Raw genomic sequence first — 4,640 nt, forward strand, 5'->3', positions numbered from 1 at the left:
TTTACACTTGGGATTCGCCGCGGGAATTATTAAAAAATATCAATGAAAGCAAAGAAAAATCAACAGCAATATCTTGATACAAAACGACATTCGGCTTTGATTTTTTTCAGACATTTCTGATGATACCGTTGATTAGGTTCCTATTCCTTGTTCCAATCTATTCAGCGGTTTTCCATGAAAAAAAAGCTCATCATAACCACGCTCGCCAGCGCTCTGATTCTGGCTGGGTGCGGTGAACAGTCTGCACAGAAACCTACGTCACCGATCGCTCTGGTCACGGCGGAAAATGTCATCGTCGTTCCTTACCAGCACAGTCGCAACTACATTGGTCGCATTGAAGCGGTCGAAGATACTGAGATCACGGCCCAGATATCTGGTTATTTGAAACAGCGCCATTTTGAAGAAGGTCAAATGGTCGAAAAAGGCCAATTGCTGTACAGCATTGAACCGTCTTCCTTTGAGGCACAACTTGCCAGCGCTAATGCATCACTGGCTCAGGCCAACGCAGCGTTGAAAAAGGCGCAGCTTGACTTTCAGCGCGGCAAAAATCTATTGCCTCGCGGCAGTATTTCTCAGTCGGAATTCGATAATCTGACCGCTCAGCGACTCAGTGCGGAGGCTCAGGTTGAAGCCGCCAGTGCTCAGCTTAAACTAGCGAAAGTAAACCTGTCGTATACGCAGATCCGTGCCCCGTTCAGTGGCCGGATCAGCGACAGTAAAGTCAGTACCGGTGATCTGGTGTCGCCTTCCACAGGGGTGTTGACGACGCTGGTCAGTCTGGATCCGGTACACACCTCATTCAGTCTCAGTGAACGTGAACGCCTGGCGCTTGGTATCGACCGTATCCAAGGGAACGGTAAAGCTGAAGCAAACGAAGTGGAAGTGGCGTTGATGCTGGAGAACGGCCAACCTTTTGACCACGTTGGGAAACTGGACTACTTAGGCAACCGTATTGATCTCAATACCGGTACGATTGCGATGCGCGCGGTCGTCGATAATCCAGATCATCAATTGCTTCCAGGTCAGCATGTGCGAGTTGAATTGCGTGAAAAGCAAAATCGTGACGTATTGGTGATTCCACGCCGCGCTGTACAAACCGATTTGGAAGGCAACTTTGTCATGGTGATCGCTCCGGACAATATCGCAGAGCGACGAAATGTTAAGTTGGGTGACCAAACCCAGCAGGGGATCATTATCCGGGAAGGTTTGCAGCCAGATGATATGGTGATCACTCAAGGCTTACAGCGCGTGCGAAATGGAATGAGTGTCCGGATCCAGGATACTGCTCAGTCAGAACAAGATAACTAAGGTGCTCAGATGTTAAGTCGTTTTTTCATCCAGCGCCCTAAGTTTGCGCTGGTTATTTCCATCATTCTGACCATGGCCGGCGCCATTGCGCTGTCTATTCTGCCGATCGCGGAATATCCGAAAATCAGCCCACCGTCGGTCAGTGTGTCTGCATTCTATACCGGTGCGAGCGCTGAAGTTGTCGAACAGGCGATTGCCGACCCGATCGAAACGTCGGTTAATGGTGTCGAGAACATGATTTACATGTCTTCGAAATCGGCCAACGATGGGTCTTATAACCTGACGGTGACGTTTGACGTCGGTACGGACCCTGACATGGCTCAGGTCAACGTGCAGAACCGGGTATCGCAGATTGAATCCAAACTGCCACAAGAAGTGCGTATGGTGGGGGTCACCGTAAAAAAACGTTCCCCCGACTTGCTGATGGTACTGAATTTCTATTCACCAGATGGCAAGTATGACGACCAGTTTCTGATTAATTACATCAATCTCAATGTCAAAGATCAGCTCGCACGGGTGAAAGGCATCAGTGAGGTTAATGTGATTGGCGGCGGCGAATACGCGATGCGTGTCTGGCTCGACCCCGAAAAAATGGCCAATCTCAACTTAACCACCTCCGACATCTATCAGGCTCTGGCCGAGCAAAACGTTCAGGTCGCGGCAGGGCGAATTGGCGCAGCACCCTACAACGATGCGCAGGAAGTTCAGTTTAACTTAGTTACGAAAGGTCGTCTTGAAACGGTTAGCGAGTTTGAGAATGTCGTACTGCGTGCCAACCGTAACGGTGCGTCGGTTTATCTCAAAGACGTAGCGCGTATCGAGCTGGGTAAAAAGTTCTACGATGGCCAGGGTAAATTCCGTGGCCAGGATGCTTCTATCGTCGCACTGTCGTTGCAATCGGATGCCAACGCGCTAGAAAGTGGTAAGGCGGTGATGGCTTTGTTGTCTGAAATGAGCGACACCTTCCCGCAAGGAATGGCCTACGAAACCAGTTATGACACGACGGTGTTTGTGGCGGAATCGATTAAAGGTGTGGTTAAAACCCTGATTGAGGCCATCTTGCTGGTGATCGCGGTGACCTATCTGTTTCTGGGTAGTGCTCGTGCCACATTAATACCAGTGGTGGCCATTCCTGTTTCGCTGATCGGTACGTTTGCCGTGATGCTGGCGACCGGGTTTACCATCAACACTGTTACGCTGTTTGGCTTAATTCTGGCTATTGGCATTGTGGTGGACGATGCGATTCTGGTGATCGAAAACGTGGACACCACCATGGCGAACGACCCGAACATCACACCTCGTAAAGCAACGTTGCTAGCGATGAAGGAGGTGACTGGGCCGATCATCACGTCAACACTCGTGCTTTTGGCGGTCTTTCTTCCCGTTGCGATGCTGCCGGGCATTACTGGGATCATGTATCGCCAGTTTGCGTTGACCATCTGTATCTCGGTCGTGATCTCGTCGATTAACGCGTTGACGTTGTCGCCAGCGCTGTGTTCATTGGTTCTTAAACAAGGAGGCGGCAACACCGCGAACTGGTTTAAAGCGTTTAACCGTGGGTTGGATAAAGTGACCGCCGGTTATGGTCAAATTGCCGGTTTTCTGGTGAAGAAGTCGGCTTTACTGGTGGTGTTTTTCATTGTTGCGGTAGCCGCGGTGAGCTTCTTTGCGAAAACCACCTCAACCGCATTTGTGCCTCAGGAAGATAAGGGGATCATGCTGGTCAATGTGCAATTGCCAGCCTCTGCTTCTTTGTCTCGCACAGAAGAAGTCACCGAACAACTGATGGCAATGATTGAACAAGAGCCAGGCGTGGATGGTGTCACCGTAGCTAATGGATACTCGTTTATGACCGGGGCGGCGGCATCTAACGGGGCGTCGATGTTCATCAAATTGCATGATTGGGAAACCCGCAATAATTTGAATGGCGATCATTCCTCTAGCGCGATCGTTCAGCGTGTTAATGCCCGGGCTGCCAAAGAACTGCCTCAGGCAGTGGTGTTTGCTATGGGCCCACCTGCGGTTCCGGGCATGGGCGCGGCGTCGGGGTTCGAGTTTGTGTTGGAAGATACGCTAGGGCGCAGCCGTAGTGACTTGGCCATTGTAATGAATGACGTTATTCAGGCCGCCAATGCCCAGCCTGAGATTGCGTTCAGCTTCAGTACGTTCCGAGCCAACGTACCGCACTACTACGTGGATATTGACCGTGAAAAGGCCAAGCAACTGGGCATTTCCCTGTCTGAAATCTTCCAAACGCTACAGGGTAACCTTGGGTCGCTGTACGTGAATGATTTCACTATGTTCGGAAAAAACTTTCGTGTGACGCTTCAGGCAGATAGCCATCACCGTAGCAGTATGGACGATTTGCAGCGATTCCATGTACGTTCGGCAAGCGGGCAGATGATACCTTTGAGTACGCTGATCAGTTATGAACAAGTGTTTGAGCCTGATGTCGCCTGGCGTTACAACATGTATCGCAGTGCCATCATTCAGGGGCAGGCTGCACCTGGGTATTCCAGTGGTGACGCAATTGCGGCGATGGAACGTGTCGCAGCTGACATGCTGCCACAGGGCTACCAATATGAGTGGACAGGGATGGCGTATCAAGAAGTGTTAGCGGGTAATCAGGCGATTTTTGCGTTTGCACTGGCGTTGATCTTCATTTATCTGTTTATGGTAGCGCAATATGAGAGTTGGAGCATTCCGCTGGCGATCATTCTGGTCGTGCCGATCGCGACACTTGGTTCTTTCCTGGCATTGAATTTGACGGGAACCCCTCTCAATTTGTATGCCCAGATTGGTTTAGTCCTTCTTATCGCACTGGCAGCAAAGAACGCGATTTTGATTGTCGAGTTTGCCAAAATTGAGCGAGAAGGGCGAGATGTTGCTATTGATAAAGCAGCAGTAACCGGCGGGAAATTACGTTTCAGGGCGGTGAATATGACCTCTTGGTCATTCATTCTGGGGATATTCCCGCTTATTTTTGCTGCGGGGGCCGGGCATGTCAGTCAGAATTCTCTGGGCATATCCTTAGTTGGCGGGTTGTTGTGTGTATTACTTGCGGGAACGTTCCTCATTCCGGGTTTCTATGCTTTGGTACAACGTCAGCGAGAAAAAGCGCATGGTGGGAACACAAAATTAATTTCACTTGATGATGAATGATAATTAACGGGTGTTGACAGGCCTTGTCGGAGTATTCCGGCAAGGCCTTTTCTTTTTTCTATAATTGACAAAATTTTGACGTGACAAGAAATATTTTGTGTAATTTAGCCATCCAAAAAATAGGGACAAATCACGCTAATTTAATGATATTTCTAGGGAATGGTCTATGC

The 4,640-nt window shown here is 49.7% G+C and carries 2 protein-coding genes; both read left to right on the forward strand.

Translation table 11 applies throughout. The features are described 5' to 3' along the window. Positions 1-174 precede the first annotated feature (174 nt). Entirely contained in the window at positions 175-1,308 is a 1,134-nt protein-coding gene (locus tag CAG65_RS21440; RefSeq protein WP_021705216.1) for an efflux RND transporter periplasmic adaptor subunit, read from the forward strand. A gap of 9 nt (positions 1,309-1,317) precedes the next feature. After that, entirely contained in the window at positions 1,318-4,470 is a 3,153-nt protein-coding gene (locus tag CAG65_RS21445; RefSeq protein ID WP_161454919.1) for an efflux RND transporter permease subunit, read from the forward strand. Positions 4,471-4,640 lie beyond the last annotated feature (170 nt).

It is taken from the genome of Vibrio sp. V39_P1S14PM300 (assembly GCF_009904765.1).
In the GTDB taxonomy this organism is placed as follows: Bacteria; Pseudomonadota; Gammaproteobacteria; order Enterobacterales; family Vibrionaceae; genus Vibrio; species Vibrio proteolyticus.